The 23,180-nt window shown below is 32.4% G+C and carries 18 protein-coding genes and 1 pseudogene; 8 read left to right on the forward strand and 11 right to left on the reverse strand.

The window, feature by feature from the left end:
• Nucleotides 1-2: 2 nt before the first annotated feature.
• Nucleotides 3-2,455: pseudogene (lon, locus tag AMD28_RS05390) on the reverse strand (endopeptidase La).
• 244 nt (nt 2,456-2,699) lie between these two features.
• Here lon and AMD28_RS05395 point away from each other — a divergent pair.
• From AMD28_RS05395 to AMD28_RS05410, 4 genes are read left to right on the forward strand one after another with little or no spacing between them, the layout of a single operon-like run.
• Nucleotides 2,700-3,257 (forward strand): RNA polymerase sigma factor, encoded by a 558-nt coding sequence (locus AMD28_RS05395; protein ID WP_055443135.1) that lies wholly within the window; start codon nt 2,700-2,702, stop codon nt 3,255-3,257.
• A gap of 8 nt (nt 3,258-3,265) precedes the next feature.
• Complete coding sequence (locus AMD28_RS05400) at nt 3,266-3,826, forward strand: hypothetical protein (protein WP_338035225.1); 561 nt, start codon at nt 3,266-3,268, stop codon at nt 3,824-3,826.
• Nucleotides 3,804-4,901 (forward strand): hypothetical protein, encoded by a 1,098-nt coding sequence (locus tag AMD28_RS05405; RefSeq protein ID WP_055443137.1) that lies wholly within the window; start codon nt 3,804-3,806, stop codon nt 4,899-4,901. Before AMD28_RS05400 ends, AMD28_RS05405 begins: the two co-directional genes overlap by 23 nt.
• 34 nt (nt 4,902-4,935) lie before the next feature.
• Nucleotides 4,936-5,682 (forward strand): head GIN domain-containing protein, encoded by a 747-nt coding sequence (locus AMD28_RS05410; protein WP_055443138.1) that lies wholly within the window; start codon nt 4,936-4,938, stop codon nt 5,680-5,682.
• Between the two features lie 217 nt (nt 5,683-5,899).
• Here AMD28_RS05410 and AMD28_RS05415 read toward each other — a convergent pair whose 3' ends face one another.
• From AMD28_RS05415 to AMD28_RS05450, 8 genes are all read right to left on the reverse strand, one after another.
• Nucleotides 5,900-6,946, reverse strand: a complete 1,047-nt coding sequence (locus AMD28_RS05415; protein ID WP_055443139.1) for a hypothetical protein — start codon at nt 6,944-6,946, stop codon at nt 5,900-5,902.
• 167 nt (nt 6,947-7,113) lie between these two features.
• The gene (locus AMD28_RS05420; RefSeq protein ID WP_055443140.1) at nt 7,114-8,286 is read right to left on the reverse strand and encodes a hypothetical protein; all 1,173 of its coding nucleotides are present in this window, start codon (nt 8,284-8,286) and stop codon (nt 7,114-7,116) included.
• A 51-nt stretch (nt 8,287-8,337) separates the two neighbouring features.
• Complete coding sequence (locus tag AMD28_RS05425) at nt 8,338-9,636, reverse strand: MFS transporter (RefSeq protein WP_055443141.1); 1,299 nt, start codon at nt 9,634-9,636, stop codon at nt 8,338-8,340.
• A 147-nt stretch (nt 9,637-9,783) separates the two neighbouring features.
• Nucleotides 9,784-10,620 carry a M48 family metallopeptidase gene (locus tag AMD28_RS05430; protein ID WP_055443142.1) on the reverse strand — a complete coding sequence of 279 codons (837 nt, stop codon included), beginning with the start codon at nt 10,618-10,620 and terminating at the stop codon, nt 9,784-9,786.
• A gap of 101 nt (nt 10,621-10,721) precedes the next feature.
• Nucleotides 10,722-13,124: a glycoside hydrolase family 31 protein gene (locus AMD28_RS05435; protein ID WP_055443143.1), complete on the reverse strand. Its 2,403-nt coding sequence runs from the start codon at nt 13,122-13,124 to the stop codon at nt 10,722-10,724.
• Nucleotides 13,125-13,279: 155 nt separating this feature from the next.
• Nucleotides 13,280-15,187 carry a 1,4-alpha-glucan branching protein GlgB gene (gene glgB, locus AMD28_RS05440; protein ID WP_055443144.1) on the reverse strand — a complete coding sequence of 636 codons (1,908 nt, stop codon included), beginning with the start codon at nt 15,185-15,187 and terminating at the stop codon, nt 13,280-13,282.
• Nucleotides 15,188-15,226: 39 nt separating this feature from the next.
• Nucleotides 15,227-16,492, reverse strand: coding sequence for a glucose-1-phosphate adenylyltransferase (locus AMD28_RS05445; RefSeq protein WP_055443145.1), 1,266 nt, complete (start codon nt 16,490-16,492; stop codon nt 15,227-15,229).
• Nucleotides 16,493-16,498: 6 nt separating this feature from the next.
• A complete protein-coding gene (locus tag AMD28_RS05450; protein ID WP_055443146.1) occupies nt 16,499-17,905 on the reverse strand; it encodes a glycogen synthase in 1,407 nt (468 codons plus the stop codon).
• A gap of 158 nt (nt 17,906-18,063) precedes the next feature.
• On the opposite strand from AMD28_RS05450, the gene msrB reads away from it, so the two are divergent.
• The 3 genes from msrB (at nt 18,064) to lpdA (ending at nt 20,747) form a co-directional block, all read left to right on the forward strand.
• Nucleotides 18,064-18,546, forward strand: coding sequence for a peptide-methionine (R)-S-oxide reductase MsrB (gene msrB, locus AMD28_RS05455; protein WP_055443147.1), 483 nt, complete (start codon nt 18,064-18,066; stop codon nt 18,544-18,546).
• Nucleotides 18,547-18,640: 94 nt separating this feature from the next.
• Nucleotides 18,641-19,195 (forward strand): DUF1572 family protein, encoded by a 555-nt coding sequence (locus tag AMD28_RS05460; protein WP_055443148.1) that lies wholly within the window; start codon nt 18,641-18,643, stop codon nt 19,193-19,195.
• Nucleotides 19,196-19,370: 175 nt separating this feature from the next.
• On the forward strand, nt 19,371-20,747 hold the full coding sequence (gene lpdA, locus AMD28_RS05465) for a dihydrolipoyl dehydrogenase (RefSeq protein WP_055443149.1): 1,377 nt from the start codon (nt 19,371-19,373) through the stop codon (nt 20,745-20,747).
• 152 nt (nt 20,748-20,899) lie between these two features.
• Here the strand turns inward: lpdA and aroQ are convergent, their stop codons facing one another.
• Both aroQ and AMD28_RS05475 read right to left on the reverse strand, forming a co-directional pair.
• A complete protein-coding gene (gene aroQ / locus AMD28_RS05470; RefSeq protein WP_055443150.1) occupies nt 20,900-21,316 on the reverse strand; it encodes a type II 3-dehydroquinate dehydratase in 417 nt (138 codons plus the stop codon).
• Between the two features lie 75 nt (nt 21,317-21,391).
• Complete coding sequence (locus tag AMD28_RS05475; protein ID WP_055443151.1) at nt 21,392-21,988, reverse strand: outer membrane beta-barrel protein; 597 nt, start codon at nt 21,986-21,988, stop codon at nt 21,392-21,394.
• 183 nt (nt 21,989-22,171) lie between these two features.
• Between AMD28_RS05475 and xerD the strand changes: the two genes are divergently transcribed.
• Nucleotides 22,172-23,077 (forward strand): site-specific tyrosine recombinase XerD, encoded by a 906-nt coding sequence (gene xerD / locus AMD28_RS05480; protein WP_055443152.1) that lies wholly within the window; start codon nt 22,172-22,174, stop codon nt 23,075-23,077.
• Nucleotides 23,078-23,180 lie beyond the last annotated feature (103 nt).

The raw sequence follows: 23,180 nt of genomic DNA on the forward strand, positions 1-23,180 counted from the left end.
AATTATAGCTTTTTATAATTCTTAACTTTTTGATTTGTTATTGCAATATCGATAACATCTTTCATTTCTGAAACATAATGGAACGTTAATCCTTTTAAATAATCAGGCTTAATCTCCTCGATATCACGTCTATTGTCTTCGCAAAGTAAGATTTCTTTTATTCTTGCACGCTTTGCAGCTAGAATTTTTTCTTTAATTCCGCCAACAGGTAATACTTTACCTCTTAACGTAATCTCTCCAGTCATTGCTAAGCTCTTTTTTACTTTACGTTGTGTAAATAAAGATACTAAAGAGGTTAACATAGTAACTCCTGCACTTGGTCCGTCTTTTGGTGTTGCCCCTTCTGGCACGTGAATATGTACATTATATTTACCAAAAACATCTGGATCTACGCCCAATTCTTCAGCATTTGCTTTAATATACTCCATAGCGATGGTTGCAGATTCTTTCATGACTTTTCCAAGATTCCCTGTAATCGTCATTGTTCCTTTTCCTTTAGAAAGTATCGATTCTATAAATAGAATATCTCCTCCTACGCTTGTCCAAGCTAATCCTGTAACCACACCTGCTACATTATTATTTTCGTATTTATCTCTTTCTAGTTTTGGTCCGCCAAGTACTTTAATAATGTCTTCATTAGAAACCTTTACATCATACTCCTCTTCCATTGCAATACTTTTGGCAGCATAACGCACCATTTTTGCAATTTGTTTTTCTAAACCACGAACACCAGATTCTCTAGTATACCCTTCTACAATTTTTTCTAACTGTGGCTTTCCTATTTTTAGGTGCGCCTCTGTTAAACCATGTTCTTTTAATTGCTTTGGTAATAAATGACGTTTTGCTATTTCTACTTTTTCTTCAATAGTATAACCGGTTACATTTATAATTTCCATTCTATCACGTAAAGCGGGTTGAATGGTGGATAAACTATTGGATGTTGCAATAAACATCACTTTAGAAAGATCGAAACCCATTTCTAAAAAGTTATCATGGAATTCACTGTTTTGTTCTGGATCTAATACTTCTAACATTGCAGAAGATGGATCACCTTGATGCGAATTAGAAAGTTTATCAATTTCATCTAAAACAAAAACTGGATTTGCTGTTCCTGCTTTCTTCAAACTTTGAAGAATACGTCCTGGCATGGCACCAATATATGTTTTTCTATGTCCGCGGATTTCTGCTTCATCACGCAACCCACCTAGAGACATACGTACATACTCTCTTCCTAATGCTTCTGCTATAGATTTACCTAAGAAGTTTTACCAACTCCCGGAGGTCCATACAGACAGATAATTGGCGATTTCATATCATTACGCAATTTAATAACTGCTAGATGTTCTAAAATTCTTTGTTTTACATCATCTAGACCATAATGATCTCTATCTAATATTTTCTTCGCACGTTTTAAATCGAATTTATCGGTACTAAACTCATTCCATGGTAAATCTAAAAATAAATCTAGATAATTACGTTGAATGGAATATTCTGCAACTTGCGGATTCATACGTTGCATTTTCGCTAATTCTTTATTAAAATGCTCTGCAACTTTATCGTCCCATTTTTTCTTTTTAGAACGCATACGCATTTCTTCAATTTCTTCGCCAGACGAAACACCTCCTCCAAGTTCTTCTTGAATGGTTTTCATTTGTTGGTGTAAGAAATATTCACGTTGCTGTTGGTTCATATCACTTTGAACCTTTAACTGAATATCATTTTTAAGTTCCAATTTCTGAAACTCTAAATTCATATACTTTAAGGTTGCAAGTGCACGTTCTTTTAAATCGTTGTTCTCTAATAGAAGTTGTTTTTCTTTTACAGAAAGATTCATATTAGACGATACAAAGTTTATTAAAAACGAATTGCTTTCAATATTCTTAATTGCAAAGGATGCTTCGCTAGGTATATTCGGACTATCTTTAATAATCTGTAAAGCAAGTTCTTTTATAGAATCTATAATAGCTTCAAACTCTTTGTTCTCTTTTGCAGGTTTTGCTTCTGGCACTTCACGAATGGTAGCATTCATGTAAGGTTCTTCAGTAATAACTTCTGCAACTTTAAAACGCTTTTTACCTTGTATAATAACCGTTGTGTTACCATCAGGCATTTTTAAAACACGTAGAATTCTTGCTACTGTTCCTGTTTCGTGAATATCTCCTGCTTTAGGATCTTCTACACTTTCATCCTTTTGTGCAACTACACCAATAACTTTGCTTCCTTTATTAGCATCGTTAATTAGTTTAATCGATTTATCTCTTCCTGCTGTAATAGGAATTACTACTCCTGGAAACAATACGGTATTTCTTAAAGAAAGAATTGGTAAGGTTTCTGGTAGTTTTTCGTTATTTATTTCTTCTTCATCTTCAGGAGTCATTAACGGTATTAATTCTGAATTTTCATCAAAATCCTGTAATGACAAACTGTCAAGGCTTAATAAACTAGATTTCTTCATATATATATTTAAGTCATTCTGTCATTCTATAATAAACAACAGATTGATTTGAGTTTAAAATTATTAATAATTTATTTAATTATTTCAATGGTGTTCAATACGTTACCATTAATTACTAACTAAACATCTTCACTACTAAAGTCAATTAATATGCCAACGTTTTAAAATAGTTAGATTTTTTTTTACTAAACTGTAACAGTTTATCTTTATGCGTATCTATACTATAACAATTTGATATAACCATTTGACACTAACCAACCAAAATATCGAACAGCTCATAGACCTATGTAAGTCTAATAACCAATTTGCGCAATTGGAGATTTATAATAGATACTATAAAGCCATGTTTAACGTAGCGTACAGAATTGTAAAAGATAGATTTGAAGCAGAAGATATCATGCAAGATTCCTTTCTATCTGCCTTTACAAAACTAGACACTATAAAAGATACAATGACTTTTGGTTCTTGGTTAAAACGAATTGTAATTAATAACAGTATTTATCATTTCAATAAAAATAATAAGTACCAAGACGTTCCTTTAGACGATGTATTGTATAAGATAGAAGACAATGATGGTATTTCTAGTGATTACGAGTTTACAAACTTAAAAGCGCAACAAGTTTTAGAGACTATGAAATTACTAAAAGACAATTACCAAATTGCTTTAACCTTACATCTTATTGAAGGATATGATTACGAAGAAATAAGCGGAATCATGCAGCTTTCTTATGCGAATTGTAGAACAACTATCTCAAGAGCAAAAGAAAGTTTAAGAAAAAAATTAGAACTAGTAGAACATTAAAAGAAATAATGATGAATAAAGATAATTTAGATACACTCTTTAATAATCTACAACATGATTTTGATTTGGAAGCACCAACTGCAGATCATGAAAAAAGATTTTTAAAGAAGTTAAACAAGCAAATACTTGCAGATACTTCTAAACCAAAAAATAATTTTTGGAAACCTTTTTTAAGTATTGCAGCATCTTTAGCAATTTTAGTAACTGTTTTTGTTACCACACAGCAAGAAGATATAACCCATGATTTAGCTAGTATTTCTCCAGAAATGGCAGAAACGCAAAACTTCTTTACTAACGCCATTGCAAGTGAGCTAACAAAAATTGAAAAAGAGTCTAGCCCAGAAACAAAACTATTAATTGCAGATGCCATGATGCAAATGCAACGATTAGAAAAAGAATATAAAGATTTAAAAGAAGACTTGTCTGAAAGCGGCGAAGATAAACGCGTTATCTATGCCATGATTAGCAATTTTCAAAACAGAATAGATATTCTGCAAAACACCCTAACACAAATAGAAAACATTAAACAGTTAAAAAATAACACGAATGAAAACAGCACTACTATATAAAATCACATTAGCCTTTTTGCTAATACCAATGTTACTTGTAGCAGGAAATGACCCTGTTATTAAAGGGAAACATTCTAAAGAAAAAGTAATCAAAAAAGAGTTTTCTGTCGATGCAGATGCTACTTTAAAAGTAGATAATAGCTATGGGAATATAGATGTTATTACTTGGGATGAAAATCGAATAGTCTTTGAGATTACCATTACCACAAATGGAAATGATGAAGAAAAAGTTCAAGAAAAACTAGATGAGATTTCTGTAAGTTTTAATGCCTCTTCTAGCCTAGTTTCTGCAAGAACCATTTTTAATAATGACAAGTCTAGTTCTTGGTGGAAATGGAATAAAGGCAATAATGTAAACATGAAAATTAATTATGTTATCAAGATGCCTATTACCAATAATGTAGATTTGAATAATGATTATGGTAGTATCAATTTAGACAAGCTAAAAGGGCAAGCAACTATTAATTGTGATTACGGAAAAATTACAACCAAAGAGCTTTTAGCAGACAACAACATTATAACCTTTGACTACTCTAACAATTGCTATTTTGAATATATTAAAAGCGGAAAAATAAATGCAGACTACAGTGGTTTTACGGTTGCAAAAGCTAAAAAGCTAGACATTGTAGCCGATTATACAAAATCTGTTGTAGAAATTGCTGAAGATGTTTCCTATAATTGTGATTATGGTTCTATTTATATTGAAAAAGCAAACAATATAAAAGGCGATGGCGATTACCTTACTACAAGGATTGGGGATATTTATAAAAACCTATCTATTAACGCCGATTATGGTTCTATAAAAATTGATAATATCACAGCAAATGCCCAGAACATTAATATAGAATCGGATTACGTTGGAATCACTATTGGTTATGACGCTGCTTATACCTTTAACTTTAATATCGATTTAGAATATGCTTCCTTAAGAGACTACGAAGGATTAGAATTCACAAAAAAACGAATAGAGTCCACAGACAAGTATTACGAAGGATATCATGGTAATGCAAACTCCAATAACATGCTAAAAATATCTTCAGATTACGGAAGTGTAACACTAAAGGAAAACGAATAAACAATCATTTATCATCCATCAAAAAACGAACATTATGAAAAATGCACAATCATTTCAAAAGACTATTTTAATTATAGCAACCATATTATTAACTACGCAAATACAAGCACAATCTTGGTTTGGTAATAAAGTAAAAGGAAACGGAAAGGTAACTACCATATCTAGAACTACTGGCGATTATGATGCTATTGCATGCGTAGGCTCTATGGATTTTATTTTAGTGGAAGGTCAAGAAGGAAAAATAACTATAGAAGGAGAAGAAAACCTTTTAGAACATATTATAACCGAAGTAAAGAACAACACTTTAATAGTAAAAGTAGAAAATGGTGTTGATATAAGAGAAAGTCATAACAAAACAATAAAGATTACGATTCCGTTTAAAGATATTGACAAAGTATCTCTTACAGGTTCTGGAGATGTATGGAATACAGATACCATAACCGAAACGAATTTAGAGGTTAGCTTAACAGGTTCTGGAGATATTGTTTTAGACATTAAAACCAATAATGTAGCAGGAAGCGTAACTGGTTCTGGTGATGTAACCTTAAAAGGAAAAACGATTAACTTAGAAGCAAGCGTAACCGGTTCTGGTGATTTTAATGGGAATAATTTACAAGCGGAGAATACCGAAGTCTCTGTAAGAGGTTCTGGTGATGCAGATGTTTATAGTACAGAAACCTTAAGAGCAAGAGTTTCTGGTTCTGGAGATATTGAATATTCTGGAAACCCTAAAAAGGAAAATACTAAAGTTGCTGGTTCTGGAAGTATTAGAAGTAATTAGCTGTTAGTATAAAATAAAAAAACCGAAACTGTAGTTTCGGTTTTTTTTTGAATATAAATAAATATGTCATTCCGACTGCAATGGAGGAATCCTAATCCTATTAACTTCTTATAATTGATTTCTCGACAAGCTCGATTATACTACTCGAAATGACAAACCAATTTTATAAAGCGTTAAAACAAAAAAACCGAAGCGTTTGCTTCGGATTTTTTTTAAATTAATTTAAAATGTAATCTGTAAGTGTTGCAGTACCTGCATCTGTAATATATTCAATCATTCCAATGTCTTTCGCATAATAATACTGAACAGTTACAACAGAACCAACAGCACTAACTACTGTTTCAATATGTATCACATCTGTGTAATCTACTCCTTCTACTGTTCTAGAAATATTTCGCTCAATCATTTCAAAATCATAAGTTGCTACCACATCTACATCTGGTATTGCACCAGAATAAGTAATTGTATATGAAACTTCAGATTGCCAAGTTTCACCAACTACCGCATCATCTTTTATCATTTTCAATTCAATAGGTGTAGATGTAAATTCGATTCCTCCAACTTCTCCTGAAACAATAGATCTTACATAATAACTTGTTCCGCTTTTTCTTAACCAAGAAGGGGTATCAAATAACTCATCAAAAGCATAATATTCATTTCCATCAATAGTCTCCGTATTTAAAATAGTATACGTTTCAATTTCACCATTTAGACTATTATATGTCCAAGAATTACCAATAGCTCTTGGCCAGTAATCATCATCTGTCGCTACTACTGTAGTGCAATCTAATCCATCCACAATATCTTGTAAACTTCCGTCTGCATCACCACATTGTGTTATTTCATTTTCTAAAGCTGTTTGATAGGCATTACATAAAGTAGCATTTGTAGTATCTGCATTGTATGCTGTTTCTGCATTCGCTGTAGCTGTTTGCGCGTTTGTACAATCGTCTGAAATTGCTGGGCAATCTAAAGCATCTAATATCGTTTGAATTCCTCCTGTATCATCTCCACAAGCATTAATCATATCTTGTAATGCAACGGCATAGGCATTACAAATCACAGTATAGTTTGCATCACCTGCAGATGTAGTTCCATACGTTGCAGAAGCGTTAGCAAGGTTTTGAGTAGCCTGTACACAGCTTAACTCACTTCCTCCCTCATCGGTTAGAAACTCTCCTTCTAATGGTTCATCATCACAAGATATCATTGTAAATAGAAACATAGATAAAACAAAAAAGCTGGCATTTTTTAAGGTTTTCATGATTTTTTTTATTGAAATTAAATTTAAGGATAAACAAACATAGTAAAATAGAAATCAGTTTATTGTTTATGCGTATCCTTTTGTAAATTTTTTATTTATTATTCTAAATTTATGCATAAAAAAATCCGAAGTGCTTGCTTCGGATTTTTTTGCTTTATTTATTAGAATTACTCGTAAATATATTGTCTATTAGAATCTAAAACCCCTTCCACATAATCCATTGAAGTTTCTGGATAATTACTAGAATTATAGGTATATACATATTCTTCAAAAGGCACCGCATTACCGTCTTCTACCAATGATAAAAGGTTGTTTTGTCCACCATCTACATATCTGGAAAAATCAACATTAATTAGATTTAGCGTTTGTAAATTAGAAATATTCTTATAGATACCATTTTTATCATCATAGGTATAAACCCCTTCATAACCATCTACATTATTTTCCTCTAAAACCTGATTATTTCCTATGGTTATTATTTCTTCAGAAATAAGGGATGTTTGAGAAACAAAATCACCACTATATTCCTTTTCAGTAATGGTTCCATCTGTATTATAGGCTAACTCAAACCTTAAACCTTCATTACCATTTGTAATATAAACAGTATACGCTATTAATTGATTACTGGCATTATATTCCGTTTCCACATAGTCTTCTAGAGTTCCATCAAATCCATAATTATTAATCCTAGCTAGCAAGTCGTTTTCATATACATAATCTACAGCTAATTCTCCATTTTCTGTAACTGAAGTTAATTTATTTCCATCATAAAAGAATTCATCCGTATAAACAGTACCATCTGATTCTGTCCAAATCATTTGCTTCAATAATAAATCGCTAGACGGATTAGTATTTTCACAAATTAAACCATCTAATATATCTTGTAAGCTTCCATCAGCATCACCACATTGTGTAATTTCATTTTCTAAAGCTGTTTTATACGCTAAACATAAATTTGTATCTGTAGGATCTGCATTATATGCTGTTTCTGCAATAACCGTTGCAGATTGTGCAGTTACGCAATCTTCTGAAATTGCTGGGCAATCTAAAGCATCTAATATCGTTTGAATTCCTCCTGTATCGTCTCCACAAGCATTAATCATATCTTGTAATGCAACAGCATACGCATTACAAATCACAGCATAGTTTGCATCACTTGCAGATGTAGTTCCATAAGTTGCAGAAGCGTTAGCAAGGTTTTGAGTAGCCTGTACACAGCTTAACTCACTTCCTACATCCTCTGTTAGAAACTCTCCCTCTAATGGTTCGTCATCACAAGATGTGATGGTAAATAGGAACATTGATAAAATAAAAATGCTAGCAATTTTTAAGCTTTTCATGATTTTTTTGTTAAAATTAATTTTAAGAATAAACAAACATAGTAAAATATTTTAATTTACATCTTCTTTAGGTACTCTAAGCAAAAGTATGATTCCCATTAAAAAGAAAACAAATAAAAACAATATTGCATTACGCATGCTTCCTGTTATTTGATCTATGGTTGCAAAGATGACCATACCTATTACAATTCCTATTTTTTCTGCAACATCGTAGAAACTAAAATAAGAGGTAGTATCGTCTGTTTCTGGCAAGAATTTAGAATACGTAGAACGTGCTAAACTTTGTATTCCTCCCATTACTAAACCAACAAAACCTGCTGCTAAATAAAACTGAAAAGGCGTTTCCATAAAATACGCATAAAAACATAAGCCCATCCAAATGACATTTACTACAATAAGCGTTTTTATGTTTCCAAATTTTGAAGAAGCTACAGAGGTTAAATAGGCACCAAGTATTGCGACTAATTGAATGACTAAAATACTAACTATTAATCCGGTGGTTTTATCCCCATCAGTTCCCCAAGCGATTTCTTCTTCTCCAAAATAAACAGCGACTAACATTATAGTTTGCACCGCCATACTAAACACAAAAAAGGCTACCAAATAACGTTTTAGTCTTAGATTTTGTTTTAGTTGTCCCCAAACAATTCGTAGTTCTTTTAAACCATTAAAGACAACGTCTTTGGTTACTTTATGACCAGAAGAAACTCCTTTTGGTAAAATATAAAAGGTATATTGACTAAATAAAACCCACCATAAGCCAACTGTGATAAAAGAGTAACGCATCATTTGCATTTTCTCTTCTCCGGTATCTTGGGTCATAACCATTGCTAAATTGATGATTAATAATAAGACACTACCAATGTAACCAAAACTAAATCCTTTGGCACTAATGCTATCTTGTTGTTCTGGATATGCAATATCTGGTAAATACGAATTATAAAAAACCAAACTTCCCCAATACCCTATTAATCCCATAAAATAGAATAATAAGCTTACATGAATATTCTCTAAACTAAACCAGTATAAACCGATACATCCAAATCCTCCTAAATAACAAAAGAACTTCATGAAGTTCTTCTTATTACCTACATAATCGGCTATACCAGAAAGAATTGGAGATGTAAAAGTTACTACCAAAAAAGTAAAAGCAGTAACATACGTAATTAATGCAGTGCTTTTAAAATCCATACCAAAAGCGTGCACCGTTTTAATTTCGCTAAGAAATAATGCGGAATAAAATATAGGAAATATAGAAGATGCAATGGTAAGCGTGTACACAGAGTTTGCCCAATCGTAAAAAGCCCAGGCATTTAGAAGTTTTTTACTTCCTTTTTCAAGTTTATTCATAAATGATTTTTGGTCAAAATAACCTCAAATTAATGAGTTTCCATTTTTGGATGGAATTCTTTAAAGTTTACAATTTTATTAAAAGTACTTCCAATAAAAAAGCTGCTCTTTTTTGGAGCAGCTTCTAAAGTAAACAAATATTTTTAATTAGTAATTAAAATTACTAATAGGTCTAAAAGAAGACACACCAAACTTTTTAGATTCCTCGATAGCTTGAGGCGCTAATGCTTTTAGATTCGCAATTCTACTATCGTTAGATGGATGCGTACTTAACATTTCTGGTGGTGCTTCACCGCCACTGTTTGCTTTCATTCTTACCCATAAGTTAGAAGCTTCTGTTGGATTATAACCAGCAATTCCCATTAGGTATAAACCTATTTTATCTGCTTCCGTTTCATGACTTCTGCTAAAAGGTAACATTCCTAAAACATTAGAACCTACACCATAATATTGGTTAAAAGCATCTCTAGTTTGATCATCTTGAATAGCAACATTTCCTGCTACAGCTAAACCTTGTTGTATGTATGCAGCACTCATACGTTGTTGTCCGTGATTTGCTAGTGCATGCGCTACCTCATGTCCCATTATTGCCGCAACTCCTGTTTCGCTTTGTGCAATTGGTAAGATTCCTGTATAGAAAACAATTTTACCTCCTGGCATACACCAAGCATTTACTGTTGGATCATCTATTAAATTATATTCCCATTTGTAATCTGTTAAATACCCTTGATGTCCATTTGCATTTAACCAACGTTCTGCTGCAACAGCAATACGTTGACCAACTCTTGTAATCATATCTGCTCTAGCTGTTCCTGTTTCTACATTGCTTTCTGATAATACTTGGTTATATTGAGCAAATGCAGTTGGAAACAATTGAGAATTTGGCACTAATGCCATTGTAGACTTCCCTGTAAAAGGGTTTGTTGCACAAGAAAGAAAAAGTGCAATGGTACTACAGGCAATTATTACGTTTTTAAATTTCATTTAGATACATGTTTAAATTAATCTCGATAAAGTTACTGAAAGTTAACCAATAACCGATTTTCAATATAGTAATATCCTTTAACATATTCTATTAAAGGTCGCTATTTACCGATAATGTGTATTTCTGTAAATTCTTTATCTACCGAAATAGATTGTAATTCTAGATTCACACTGTCTAAACTAATTTCTACATTGTCTATTTGTACCGATGTAATTTGAAAAGGTAAATTATGCAGTACTAAATTAAACTTGCTATAATCTGCATTAAAATCTCCTCGTTTATGTTGTTGAAGAATTAATTCTTCCTTTTTACCAGTTACTTTAAAAGTACGTAAACTAAATCTTCCTTTCTTATAGTCATAACCATCATGTGCGTCATCATATAATTTTGAAGATTCCTTACCTTCTTTATAGTACACATCTAAAGTGATTTCATCAAACTTCTTTTCATCTACATATTGTTGTATTGGGTATTTCGGAATTACAGCGCCTTCTTTTATAAACATTGGCATACTATCTAATTCTGCATCTACCCAAACTTCTCTTCCTCCTTCAATGACTTCGTCTGTCCAGAAATTGTACCATTTCCCTTTAGGAACATACATTCTTCTTCCTTTGCCATTTGGTTCTAAAATTGGACAAACTAAAATTTGTTCTCCATATACAAACTCATCACTTCTATAGTGTGTAGCGGTATCTTCTTGATCGTATAAAACTAAAGATTTTAAGATAGGCGTTCCGTCATTGATATATTTCCAAAAAGCGGTGTATAAATAAGGTAATAACTGGTATCTAATTTCCACAAACTTTCTTACAATATCGGTAATTTCTTCTCCGAAAACCCACGGTTCTTGATCGCCATGATCTCCAGAAGAATGCACTCTACAAAAGGCATGAAAAACACCTAATTGAATCCATCTTGCAAACAATTCTCCTTGTGGCTGTTCTGCAAAACCTCCAATATCACTTCCTGCAAAAGAAAAACCTGACATTGCCATTCGCTGTGCTTGGTTATTCGCAATTGCTAAATGTTCCCAAGTTGCTACGTTATCTCCCATCCATGTAGAAGTATATCTTTGTGCACCAGAATATGCAGATCTTGTAATTACAAAAGGTCTTTTTGGATACGCATATTTCTTTAAACCATGGTAGGTTGCTCGCGCCATTTGTGTTCCATAAATATTATGTGCTTTTCTATGCGAACAAGGATTTCCATCATAATCATGACGTACATCATCTGGAAACGATTTATTAGGAACGTCCATTACAGCTGGCTCGTTCATATCATTCCACACGCCTTTTACACCAATATCTTCAATTAATTCTTGAAATAAACTAGACCACCATTCTCGCACTTCTGGTTTTGTGTAATCCGGAAAATAACATTCTCCAGGCCAAACTTTACCTTTCATATACGGTCCATCGGCACGTTTACAGAAATAATCTTTATCTAATCCTTCTTTAAAAACAGCATAATCTAAATCTATTTTAATTCCTGGATCTATAATTACTACGGTTTTAAAACCATCTTCTTCTAATTCCTTCACCATTCTTTTTGGATCTGGAAAAAGTTTTTTATCCCAAGTAAAACAACGAAAACCATCCATATAATCGATATCCAAATAGATAGCATCACAAGGAATTTTTAAATCTCTAAAAGTTTTGGTTACTTCTTTTACGTTAGCTTCTGGATAATACGACCATTTACATTGATGAAAACCTAATGCCCATAAAGGAGGTAACGTATGTGGTTTACCTGTTAAATCGGTATAGTTTTTAACAACATCTTCCATTTGCGGACCATAGATGAAATAATAATTCATTTCACCACCTTGTGCCCAAAAACTGGTTACATTTCTTCTTTCGTGTGCAAAATCGAAATGCGTTTTAAAGGTATTATCAAAGAAAATACCGTACGATTTATTGTCTTGTATTGCTGTATAAAAAGGAATTGCTTTGTAAATAGGATCGGTGTTTTTTCCAAAAGCATAAGAATCTGTTGCCCAGTTTTCGAAACGTTTTCCTTTTAAATTTACATCTACAGGTTTATCTCCTAAACCATAAAAACTTTCTGCTTTCTGACAAGCTTTACTCATTTTCACAATGTCTCCTCCATATTCATAACTCTCTTCCCAATGGAAACCAATTTCATCTTGATTGATTAATTTGTTATCCACCGCATCAAATAAAGCAACCTGAAGTCCGAGTTTCTCCACCTTACAGATTAACTTAGAAGTAGTAATGATATAATGTGTATCGTCTTCTGTAACCTCTAAAAAATTATATCCTCTACTAGCATGGATAGTAACTCCATAAGAAAAATCATTTTCAAATTTTCCTGTTGTGCTATATCTAAATCGGATAACACTATCTCTAACAACCGTTATTTGAAGTACAACTCCGTTTTTTGTAGAAAAATGTAAGGTATCTACATCTTTCTTATATTTTATTATTTCTGAAGGAAATAGATTCCCTTTTTGCTCTAATTCTGTATTTACAATCATCCTGCAATCTTTTAAATAGTATGTAAAAAAAAGCAAAAAAACGATGTAAAAAAAACTATCTGAATAGTTCTTATAACTAATTATTAACTACATCGTTTTAGTATAGTAATTTTACTGAATTTATAAAATAAAAGCATTAAAATGAGATATTTATTTTATTGATATTTAAATGCTAACATGGTTAAAGGCGGAATATTAAGGACTACAGAATTTTTTCTAAACTGCCAGCTTTTAGCCTCGGAAGTTAGTGTCTTATTTTTAAAATCACCAGTGCCAAAATAGTCTTTTTCATTACTATTAAATACCTCTTTTAATTTTCCTTTTTTAGGAAGTCCAATACGATAACCTTCTCTTGGAACAGGAGTCATATTACACGCAATAATTAGATTATCTTTTGGCTTATTTCCTTTTCTTATAAATACTAAAACCGAATTTTCTGCATCGTTATAATCGATCCATTCAAAACCTTCTTGTTCAAACTGCTTTTCGTGTAAAGCGGGTTCGGTTTTGTATAAAGTATTTAAGTCTTTGATAAGTTTTTGAACGCCTTTATGTGGTTTGTATTGTAGTAAATGCCAATCTAAACTCTTCTGAAAATTCCACTCTTCGCTTTGTCCGAATTCTGCTCCTTGAAATAATAGTTTTGTTCCAGGATGCGTAAACATATAACTGTATAACAAACGTAAATTGGCAAATTTCTGCCATTCGTCTCCAGGCATTCTATTTAAAATTGATTTTTTACCATACACCACTTCGTCATGACTTAGTGGCAACATAAAGTTTTCGGTAAACGCATAGGTCATACTAAACGTTAAATCGTTTTGGTGGTGTTTTCTATACACGGGTTCTTTTGAAAAATACTGAAGCGTATCATGCATCCACCCCATCATCCATTTCATACCAAATCCTAAACCACCTAAAAATACGGGTTTAGAAACTCCTGGAAAGGAAGTAGATTCTTCCGCTATAGCTTGTACATCTGGAAATACACCATAAATAGCCTGGTTTAATTCTTCCATAAAAGCGATAGCTTCCAGGTTTTCTCTTCCTCCATGAATGTTTGGCTCCCATTGGCCTTCCTCTCTAGAATAATCTAAAAATAACATAGATGCTACTGCATCCACTCGCAATCCGTCGGCATGATATTGATCTAACCAAAACAATGCATTACTGATTAAAAAAGACTTTACTTCGTTTCGTCCGTAATTAAAAATTAAACTTTTCCAATCTTGATGATAGCCTCTGCGTTTATCTGGATGTTCATACAAACAAGAACCATCAAAAAAGCCTAGTCCGTGTGCATCTTCTGGAAAATGAGAAGGCACCCAATCTAGTAAAATTCCGATATCGTTTTGGTGTAGTTTATCTACTAATAGTTTAAATTCTTCCGGATACCCAAAACGTGACGTTGGTGCAAAATATCCTGTTACTTGATATCCCCAACTTGGATCGTAAGGAAACTCCATAATAGGCATTAACTCTACGTGTGTAAAGTTCATTTCTTTTACATAATCTACTAATTGGTCTGCTAGTTCGACATAGGATAAAAAACGGTTTTCTTCTATTTGTTGTTTCCAAGAACCTAAGTGCACTTCATATACCGAAAAAGGTGCATTTAATGCATTTTTCTTTTTTCGAGATTTCATCCATTTGGAATCTTCCCAACCATACTCATCTTCCCAAACAATAGAAGCTGTTTTAGGATTATGTTCAAAACGTCTCGCATACGGATCTGCTTTTTCCGTTTTTATACCATTATTATGACTTTCAATTTTATATTTATAGGTTGTTCCTTTTCCGACATTTGGAATAAATCCTTCCCAAATACCACTTTCGTCCCAACGTACATGTAATAGATGTTCTCCTTCTTTCCAAAAATTAAAATCGCCAATTACAGAAACCTGTTTCGCGCTTGGTGCCCAAACAGAAAAATACGTTCCTTCTACACCATCTACGGTAGTGATATGCGATCCAAATTTTTCATAAAGTTTGTAATGTTTACCAGATTTAAATAAACTAATATCAAAATCGGTGAATAAGCTATGCGCTATTACTTGAGACATATATTGTATTTTGGGTATGCGTTTAAATTATAGATTCTACTACTTAATGATTGTTCCTTTTGGAATGGTTGCGCCTTTTTTAATAACTACAATGCCGTCTTTAATAAGGTAGGTATCGGTTTCGGTATCTTTTAAATGTAATCCTCCTTCAATTTTAACATCGTCACCAATTCTACAATTTTTATCTATAATACAATTGTTAATGTAGCATCTATCACCAATACCTAAAAGGTTTTCAATTTTATTAGCTTCAATGGTTTTTAAAGATTCATAACAATCATTACCCATCATATAAGTATTTAAAATAACCGATTCTTTACCAATTCTAGAACGAATACCAATCACACTTCTTTCAATTTTAGCGGCATGAATGATACAGCCATCCGAAATCACCGTTTTATTTAAAAGCGTTCCAGAAATTTTAGATGTAGGTAAAATTCTTGCTCTTGTATATACTCTATCGTCGGCATATAAATTAAACTTAGGAATATCATCTGTTAAACCTAGATTCGCATCAAAGAAAGATTCTATGGTTCCAATATCTGTCCAATATCCTTCATATTGATAACTCACTGTTTTATGCTCATGAATGGATTGTGGTATGATTTCCTTTCCAAAATCATTGGTATCCGGATTTTCCATTAGTTTCACCAAAAGGTCTCTATTAAAAATATAAATCCCCATAGAAGCCAGATAGTTTCGACCTTCTGCTTTCATATCATCACTTACATCTGAAGTCCAATCTGGTAATACATCTGCATCTGGTTTTTCAACAAACGAAGTAATTGTATTTTCATCATCTGTCTTTAAAATACCAAAACCAGTAGCTTCTTTTGCTGTAACAGGATAAGTTGCAATGGTAATTTCGGCATTACTAGCTTTATGCTTATCGATCATGTCTTGCAAATCCATATTATACAATTGGTCGCCAGAAAGGATTAAAGCATATTCAAAATCATTACTTAAAAAGTGATGCATACTTTGTCTTACAGCATCTGCTGTACCTTGAAACCATTTATCACTTTGCATGGTTTGTTCTGCAGCTAAAACATCTACAAATGCATGACTAAAAAAACTAAAGTGATACGTATTCTTAATATGTTTATTTAAAGAAGCAGAGTTAAACTGCGTTAACACATATATTCTTTTAATATTAGAATTGATACAATTAGAAATAGGAATATCTACCAACCTATATTTTCCAGCTATTGGAACTGCAGGTTTTGATCTAGCTTGTGTTAATGGGTACAGTCTAGATCCTTGTCCTCCTCCTAAAATAATAGATAGCACTTTATCATTAATCATAATTGTTTAGTTTATAGATTTATATAGTTTAATATATTCTGAAGCTGACGCATCCCAAGAATGGTCGATTTTCATAATATTTTTTCTTATTTCTTTAAATTTTTCTTGGTCTTTATATAGTGTAATTCCTCTTTGTATGGCATGCTCTATTTCTGCAACAGTTACTTCCTTATGGCAAATACCAAATCCGTTTTCCTTTTCAATATCTACAACGGTATCTTTTAAACCACCAGTACTTCTCACTATAGGAATGGTTCCGTAACGCAAAGAATACATTTGGTTTAAACCACATGGTTCTACTCTAGAAGGCATTAATAAAAAGTCTGCTCCTCCATAAATGATATGCGATAGTTTTTCGTCGTAGCCTATAAAAGCATTATAATTCCCTTGATGTGCTTCTTTTAGAGTATTTAGCTCTGCTTCTACTTCTTTATTACCAGAACCTAAAAGTAGGATCGAGCAGTTGTTTTCTTTTAAAATATTCTGAAAAACTTCAGGCAGTAAATCCGATCCTTTTTCATAAACCAATCTACCAATAAATGCAAATAATGGTTTGGTAGGATCTAAACGGAAAGTTTCACACAACCATTTTTTATTTTTTTCTCTTCCTAAATTTACATTTTTTTCTGAAAAATTAGAAATTAAATATTCGTCTTTTTCCGGATTCCAAACTGCCGCATCTATTCCGTTTAAAATACCAACACATTTCTGACTTTCGGCTTTTAGCAAATCTTGTAAACCATTCGCTTCTTGTTTTAATTCTTCCATATAACTTGGCGAAACGGTTGTTACTCTCCAAGCACATTTTATTGCAGCAGCTAACGGATTAATTTGATTATTCCAATCTAGCAATCCTACATTTTTTAAATCAAACTCAGGTATAAAACCTAGCTTGTCATAACCAAATCCGCCTTGATATTGTGCATTATGAATGGTTGTAATTACAGGAATCTTATTTAAACTTTCATATTTATAACTTTCTTGCAACATAAAAGGAACTAGTCCGGTATGGTGATCGTGACAATGTATAATATTTGGTTTTGTATCTAGCGTAAGTAACCAATCTAAAGTTGCAATTTGAAATGCTAAAAAACGGTCTGTATCATCAAAAGAATAGACATAATCTTTAAAAAGTAAAGACTTAATATCTACAAAAAACACATCGAATTCTAAGGTACTATTTTCTAGTTCTAAAATGCTAAAATCATAGGCTGTTTCACCAAGGGCAACTTCCGATTGATAGATAGTAGAAAAGGTATGCTCTTGTGTAAATTTATTATCATAAAGAGGCATAATTACACTGCTCTTTAAACCAAGTGTATTTTGATATTTTGGTAAAGCACCAACAACATCTGCCAATCCTCCTACTTTAGCTATTGGGTAGCACTCTGCACTAATATGTGTTATATTCATTAAGTAATTTTCAATTTTACTCTTCTAAATTAATAAATAATTATGAAAAGCCTCGTTATATTATCAAATAGTTAATGTAAAAATTTAACTACACCGATTTCGTAATGAATATATATTTATTCCGACAGAATAAATAATCCAAATGAACAATTTACTTTATGAAAAAGTTTTTATTAGTTAGTATTATCAGCCTTTTATTTAGTTGCAATTCTTCCGCTCAAAAAAGCAAAGCAGAAAGCAATACACAATACCCTGTTAACAAGACAGATACCGAATGGAAAAAGGAACTTAGTCCAGAACAATATTATGTTTTGCGAGAAGCAGGAACCGAACGTCCTTTTTCTAGCCACTTAAATAAAAACGAAACCAAAGGAACCTACCATTGTGCTGCATGTAATATTGCGTTATTTAAAAGCGAACACAAGTTTGACTCTGGAACTGGTTGGCCAAGTTTTGATAGAACCATTGCAGGTAATGTTGCTTTTGGATCTGACAACAAATTAGGGTACTCTAGAGACGAAGAACATTGCGCAAATTGTGGTGGTCACTTAGGGCATGTATTTAATGACGGACCAAGAAAAACAACAGGAAAACGTCATTGTATAAATGGTGTTGCTTTAAAGTTTATACCTGCGGAATAATTAAAATCTTATATACCGAAATAAATTCTAAAGATACTAATGGCTAGCTAGATACATTCTAAAATATTATTTTTATGACATACATTCAGAATATATGGAAACCTCGTATTTATCAAGCGTTATTAAACAATTGGAATATTACAAAGCTTTAGGTGACAAAACCATAAGGCAGCTTTCTTTTGAAGAATTACAATGGCAACCTAATGAGGCATCCAACAGTGTTTCTATAATAGGAAAGCATCTTATTGGTAATATGTTATCGCGTTGGACCAACTTTTTAACCGAAGATGGCGAAAAAGAATGGAGAAAACGCGATGACGAATTTATAGACACCTACACCAATAAAGAAGCATTTATAACTTCTTGGGAAACCGGATGGATTTGCCTATTTAACGCTATTTCACCTTTAACGGAAGAAGATCAAGAACGTATTATTTACATTAGAAACCAAGGTCATACGGTTACAGAGGCGATTAACAGACAACTAGCGCATTACTCCTATCATATAGGACAAATGGTTTTTCTAGGAAAATTTTTAATAGGAAGTGATTGGCAACCTTTATCTATACCCAAAGGAAAGTCTGCTACCTACAATCAAGAAAAATTTGCTAAAGAAAAAGGAAAAAGACATTTTACCGACGATTTATAAACGATTCTAGATCTCGCGTGAGGGATAGAAACGGCATCCTTTTGTTTTTTTTAACAAAAGATACAGTGTATAGCCCGACCTTTAGGGCACGCCCAAATAAAAATGAAACATCAATTTATTATTTCGGCTTTGTTTTGTAAATTCGTAACTTGAAAAATCGACTAAAAAATACACAATGAGTAAATACGATATAATTGTACTTGGAAGTGGTCCTGGAGGCTACGTAGCAGCTATTAGAGCTTCTCAATTAGGTTTAAAAACAGCTATTATTGAAAAAGAAAGCCTTGGTGGTATCTGCCTAAATTGGGGATGTATTCCTACTAAAGCCTTATTAAAATCTGCCCAAGTTTTTGAATATTTAAAACATGCAGACGATTATGGTCTTTCTGTAAAAGGTTATGATAAAGATTTTAATGCAGTTGTAAAACGTAGTCGTGGTGTTGCTGAAGGCATGAGTAACGGCGTTAAGTTTTTAATGAAAAAAAATAAAATTGATGTTATTGAAGGTTTTGGGAAACTAAAAACTGGAAAGAAGATTGATGTAGAAGGAAAAGAATATAGTGCAGATCATATTATTATTGCAACTGGAGCACGTTCTAGAGAATTACCAAGTTTACCACAAGATGGTAAAAAAGTAATTGGTTATAGAGAAGCAATGGTTTTACCAGAACAACCAAAGAAAATGATTGTTGTTGGTTCTGGAGCAATTGGAGTAGAGTTTGCATATTTCTATAACGCTTTAGGTACAGATGTAACTATTGTAGAGTATTTAGATAGAATTGTACCTGTTGAAGATGAAGAAGTTTCTAAGCAATTAGAACGTAGCTTTAAGAAAAGTGGTATAAAGATTATGACTTCTGCTGAAGTAACGAGTGTAGATACTTCTGGAAAAGGTGTAAAAGCAACCGTAAAGACTAAAAAAGGAGAAGAAATATTAGAAGCAGATATTGTATTATCTGCCGTTGGTATTAAATCTAACATAGAAAATATTGGTTTAGAAGACGTTGGAATTGCTGTAGATAGAGATAAAGTTTTAGTAAACGATTTCTACCAAACAAACATTCCTGGTTATTATGCTATTGGAGATATTACTCCTGGCCAAGCTTTAGCACACGTTGCTTCTGCAGAAGCTATTTTATGTGTCGAGAAAATTGCTGGACAACATGTAGAAGCATTAGATTACGGAAACGTTCCTGGTTGTACATACTGTACTCCAGAAATTGCATCTGTTGGTTTAACAGAACAACAAGCAAAAGATAAAGGTATCGATATTAAAGTTGGTAAATTTCCTTTTTCTGCTTCTGGAAAAGCAAGTGCTTCTGGAGCAAAAGATGGTTTTGTAAAAGTTATTTTTGATGCTAAATATGGTGAATGGTTAGGTTGCCATATGATTGGAGCTGGAGTAACCGATATGATTGCTGAAGCTGTTTTAGGAAGAAAACTAGAAACAACAGGTCATGAAGTATTAAAAACGATACATCCACACCCAACAATGAGTGAAGCGGTTATGGAAGCTGTAGCTGCTGCTTATGGTGAAGTGATTCATTTATAAAAAGAGAATAGACTGTTTGCATTGCAAACTGTTAGATACTAGAATATAGAATAAAAAATCCCAGAAAATTTCTGGGATTTTTTTATTTATTTAATCTTGACTCTATAAATTATAGCAACGAATGCTCTTTTATCTATCCGAAAAACGGTCTTTTAAATAAAACTCTGAATAGCCAATTCATAACTCTGCAATCCGAAGCCTAGAATTACCCCTTTTGCATTTGGTGAAATGTAAGAAGTATGTCTAAATTCTTCACGAGAAAATGTGTTTGAAATATGGACTTCTACCACCGGAGTTTTTATTGCGTTTATAGCATCGCCAATTGCCACAGAAGTGTGTGTGTAAGCAGCTGCATTTAATATGATACCATCATAGCTAAAACCAACTTCTTGAAGCTTATTAATAAGCTCTCCTTCTACATTAGACTGGTAATAGTCTATATCTACATTAGGATATTTTCCTTTTACTTCGTCTAAAAATTCGGTAAAAGATAAACTTCCATAAATTTCTGGTTCTCGCGTTCCTAATAGATTTAAATTAGGTCCATTAATGATAATGAGTTTCTTCATAAAGTAAAGATATTAAAAAATAGGCATAAAAAAAGCCGAAGCAAATGCTTCGGCTTAAATAAAAATTTATTTAGCTTATAGATTGTAAACAATACCAAAGTTGATGTTGCTAAAGTTTAATCCGAAGTCAAAGTTGTCTGTAGACTCAGCACCATCAAAATCAGCTTTCTCAGTAGAATATCCTAAGATACCAAAAGAAGCTTCGATAGCGAACTTGTCAGAAACGAAATAGCTAATTCCAGGAGCAAAACCTGCAGATACACCATCCGATTTAAAATCATTTAATTTGTCATCAGAAGAAGTGTAATCTACTCCTAATTCAGCAAATAAAGAAAATTGACTAGCTGGAGTCATGTAGTATCTACCAAAAACACCACCTGCAAATTCATTTGCATCAACAGTATCTGTACCATCATTATCTCCTTTCCAAGAAGTATAACCTAATTTCACACCTACTGCGATGTTATCAGAAACAAAGAATCCTGCTTTTGGAGCAATTGTAAAAACATTAGATTTTACATCTCCTGTAGTTTCGTTTCCAAAACCAACAGCACCAGACAAAAAGATATCACCTTTAGCAAATCCTCCTGTTGTGTTAGTTGTATCATCTTGTGCGTTTGCACTTGTAAATCCTAATACTGCGATTGCAGCTGTAAATAATAATTTTTTCATAATAGATTTATTTTTAAATTTCAGTCCGCAAATATATCACGTACTTTAAGATCTGCCAAGACATTTAATACTTTTTAACAATTTTATTAACAAAATAATACGCATTTTACTCATTGTCAATTATTTAAAAAATAATACTTCAAAAAAAAATCATAACATAAATAAAATGCCTATTTTACTGCTATGAAATGGCAACAAGCACTTTTAGATTATAAAATGTATTTGAAAATAGAACGAGGTTTATCCCAAAATTCTATCGATAATTATGTCTTAGATGTTAATAAGTTATTAACATTCTTAGAAAATCATAAAATACAGGAATCTCCACTAGGTATTACTTCCGAAATTATTCAACAATTTATCTATGAAATAGCAAAAGAAGTGAATGCAAGATCACAATCTAGAATCATTTCTGGGTTGCGAAGTTTTTTCAATTACTTAGTTTTTGAAGATTATATTAAGACAAATCCGTTAGAATTAATAGAATCCCCTAAGATTGGAAGAAAACTTCCAGATACGCTATCGGAAGAAGATATAAACTCCTTAATTGAAGCTATCGATTTAAGCAAAGCTCAAGGGGAAAGAAATCGAGCCATACTAGAAACACTTTATAGTTGTGGATTAAGAGTTAGTGAACTTGTTGGATTAAAAATTTCGGATTTATTTTTTGAAGAAGGTTTCATTAAAGTTACCGGTAAAGGAGATAAACAACGCTTTGTACCTATTGTACCTGAAACACAGAAAATAATAAATATTTATAAAAATCAAGTCCGAGTTCACACACCAATCCAACCAGAGTTTCAAGATACATTATTTTTAAATAGAAGAGGAAAACAGCTTACAAGAGCTATGATTTTTACAATAATTAAACAATTGGCTGTAAAAATTGACTTAAATAAAAATATCTCCCCACATACCTTTAGACATTCTTTCGCGACACACTTATTAGAAAATGGCGCAGATTTAAGAGCCATTCAATTAATGTTAGGTCATGAAAGTATTACCACTACAGAAATTTATATGCATGTAGATAAAAGCCATTTAAAAGACGTTATGAATACCTATCATCCTAGAAATGAGAGTTTTTAATCGATAAAACTTTGTTATTAATCGATGTTTTATTATATTTGAAGATACTTATGTAGGTAGTAACTGACTGAAATAATTTAAGAAAATCCCTAAAACTTTTTTT

The sequence above is a fragment of the Lacinutrix himadriensis genome, from assembly GCF_001418105.1.
Lineage (GTDB): Bacteria > Bacteroidota > Bacteroidia > Flavobacteriales > Flavobacteriaceae > Oceanihabitans > Oceanihabitans himadriense.

Coding starts and splice junctions, on each gene's coding strand:
- AMD28_RS05400 (WP_338035225.1), top strand. CDS start 3,266: ATGATGAATAAAGATAATTTAGATACACTCTTTAATAATCTACAACAT.
- AMD28_RS05415 (WP_055443139.1), bottom strand. CDS start 6,946: ATGAAAACCTTAAAAAATGCCAGCTTTTTTGTTTTATCTATGTTTCTA.
- AMD28_RS05430 (WP_055443142.1), bottom strand. CDS start 10,620: ATGAAATTTAAAAACGTAATAATTGCCTGTAGTACCATTGCACTTTTT.
- xerD (WP_055443152.1), top strand. CDS start 22,172: ATGAAATGGCAACAAGCACTTTTAGATTATAAAATGTATTTGAAAATA.
- AMD28_RS05450 (WP_055443146.1), bottom strand. CDS start 17,905: ATGAATATAACACATATTAGTGCAGAGTGCTACCCAATAGCTAAAGTA.
- AMD28_RS05435 (WP_055443143.1), bottom strand. CDS start 13,124: ATGATTGTAAATACAGAATTAGAGCAAAAAGGGAATCTATTTCCTTCA.
- AMD28_RS05460 (WP_055443148.1), top strand. CDS start 18,641: ATGGAAACCTCGTATTTATCAAGCGTTATTAAACAATTGGAATATTAC.
- aroQ (WP_055443150.1), bottom strand. CDS start 21,316: ATGAAGAAACTCATTATCATTAATGGACCTAATTTAAATCTATTAGGA.
- AMD28_RS05410 (WP_055443138.1), top strand. CDS start 4,936: ATGAAAAATGCACAATCATTTCAAAAGACTATTTTAATTATAGCAACC.
- AMD28_RS05475 (WP_055443151.1), bottom strand. CDS start 21,988: ATGAAAAAATTATTATTTACAGCTGCAATCGCAGTATTAGGATTTACA.
- msrB (WP_055443147.1), top strand. CDS start 18,064: ATGAAAAAGTTTTTATTAGTTAGTATTATCAGCCTTTTATTTAGTTGC.
- AMD28_RS05420 (WP_055443140.1), bottom strand. CDS start 8,286: ATGAAAAGCTTAAAAATTGCTAGCATTTTTATTTTATCAATGTTCCTA.
- AMD28_RS05425 (WP_055443141.1), bottom strand. CDS start 9,636: ATGAATAAACTTGAAAAAGGAAGTAAAAAACTTCTAAATGCCTGGGCT.
- AMD28_RS05445 (WP_055443145.1), bottom strand. CDS start 16,492: ATGATTAATGATAAAGTGCTATCTATTATTTTAGGAGGAGGACAAGGA.
- lpdA (WP_055443149.1), top strand. CDS start 19,371: ATGAGTAAATACGATATAATTGTACTTGGAAGTGGTCCTGGAGGCTAC.
- glgB (WP_055443144.1), bottom strand. CDS start 15,187: ATGTCTCAAGTAATAGCGCATAGCTTATTCACCGATTTTGATATTAGT.
- AMD28_RS05405 (WP_055443137.1), top strand. CDS start 3,804: ATGAAAACAGCACTACTATATAAAATCACATTAGCCTTTTTGCTAATA.